The organism is Mucilaginibacter sp. GW821-FHT07H05 (genome assembly GCF_059418485.1).
In genome coordinates this window covers 1-1802 of the sequence record NZ_JBWKPY010000014.1, presented here as the reverse complement: position 1 = coordinate 1802, position 1802 = coordinate 1, and the positions used below count along the sequence as shown (strand labels likewise).

The window sequence follows — 1802 nt, the reverse complement described above, 5'->3', positions numbered from 1 at the left end:
CAGTGTCAATAAAGGATAACTAAACATTATCACGTGGCCATGCAAACCGTATACGACCTTAGGCGAATCAAGAGTACGACTGATAAACAGCTGACCAAGGCGTTGCATATTTATTCCCAGAATATCGATCCGCTGATCAGGACCGATACCCGGGAAATACTCTATTGGCTGGACCGTTATAATAAAAAGTTCACCGACCGGTTCTATATTGTCGGGTTGTACCTGAACGAAGTGATCGTGGGCTACGCGCAGTTCGCTTATTTTAAGGAGGAAAAGATCGTTTTTATCGATTATTTAGCCATTGACAAACCCTATCGTAAAAACAATACCTTCTATGAATTCACAGAGAAACTGAAAGAATTTTTCGTAGAGGAAGGTATGGAGTACAACTATATCATCACCGAAGTCGGCTACTATAAAGAAAACAAAGAGCCGACTGAAGTGACGCGGAATCTGATCAGGCTGTTAAAAATGTCAGGTTTCGGGGTGATCAAAACGGACTATTATCAACCCATGCTGGGTAAACATAATTATGAGACGGAATTGAGCACTATCCTGATGTTATACACCGCCAATGATGTTAAACAGATCAAAAAAGAGACTTTTTTGGTGATTATTAACACCATCTATTTTAAGCACTACAAAAGATGGTACGATGTCTTTTTGAAAGACGAGGAACAGGTAGCTTACATATCCAGGCTGACGGAGCTAAAAGCAAAGATTGAAACGCAGATCAAGAAGAAAGACTTTATCGAGATCAACGGGTATGCGAACTTATTCGCCACCCGGGAAACTACTGCGACACCTAATAATTATTTGAAGATCGCTAAGATCGTTGCTGCCGTGATCGTGTTTTTCGTACTGTCGATCGTGATCGGCGCCATCGTTGTCTTCGTCAAACATAAATATGGACTGGATCAGGAAACATTAAAATTTGTTACCCTGGTCTCTTTAGTGATGGTTGTCCTGATCGTACTGGCCTTTTATAAAAATAAAGATGAGGAGTTTTCGGAGATCGTCGGGCGGCTGGTCAAATTATTCGTGAAATGAGCTTAGGGTTTCCGGATCAGTAAAATAGTATTAGAGGAAATGTTTTTCAAGATGGGTATCCGCTTGAAAATACGGTCGAACCACATAAATGGCCCCGCCTTATTTTCGTCTTTCACAAACCGATAAATAAAAGGGGACAGGAAATGAAATTTAGATGTCCGGACGATCGCTAATTGGTGAATACCAATGATTTCCTTTATCCAGGTATCTGAATAATACCACAAAGGTTCACTGCCATAATAAAAGGTCTTCACAAATATGGCTTTCTTATTATACTCTTTGGTAAAGATCAATTCCAACGTATTGCTGTTTTCAAATTCGATGACCAAATAACCGCCAGGACGCAGCACCCGGTCAAATTCCTCGAAGACCTTCATCGGATCATTATAATTGAGTACGCTGCCTACGCATACGATCAGATCGAATTCGTTAGCCTTGACAGGTATTTGTTCAATACTGCCGGTAATACTGTTCGGCAAATGCGCGATCTTTTCGGCGGCGATATCCAGGTGGATCATGTGTTCCTCCGCAAGGCCGTAAGCATTACCCGCGGAACCGGCGTTCAGGATGTTTCCTTTCGCTTCCGAAAGCGGGGCGACGTAGTCGGAAATGAATTGCTGGATCGTTTGCGATGTCCGGCTATGCCATTTATCCTCACGGCTCCATATTTCATCTAAAGAATTGTATTTTTGAGCAACCTGGCCTTTGTCGATCTCCACGTGATAATGTTTAGTTATCCTTTATTGACACTG

Annotated in this window: 2 protein-coding genes; one reads left to right on the top strand and one right to left on the bottom strand. The window is 42.0% G+C overall.

Annotation, left to right across the window (positions count from 1 at the left end; genetic code table 11):
* The first annotated feature begins 39 nt into the window (after positions 1–39).
* The gene (locus AC07M6_RS24450; protein ID WP_494894095.1) at positions 40–1050 is read left to right on the top strand and encodes a hypothetical protein; all 1011 of its coding nucleotides are present in this window, start codon (positions 40–42) and stop codon (positions 1048–1050) included.
* A 2-nt stretch (positions 1051–1052) separates the two neighbouring features.
* Here AC07M6_RS24450 and AC07M6_RS24445 read toward each other — a convergent pair whose 3' ends face one another.
* Entirely contained in the window at positions 1053–1769 is a 717-nt protein-coding gene (locus tag AC07M6_RS24445) for a class I SAM-dependent methyltransferase (protein ID WP_494894093.1), read from the bottom strand.
* Positions 1770–1802 lie beyond the last annotated feature (33 nt).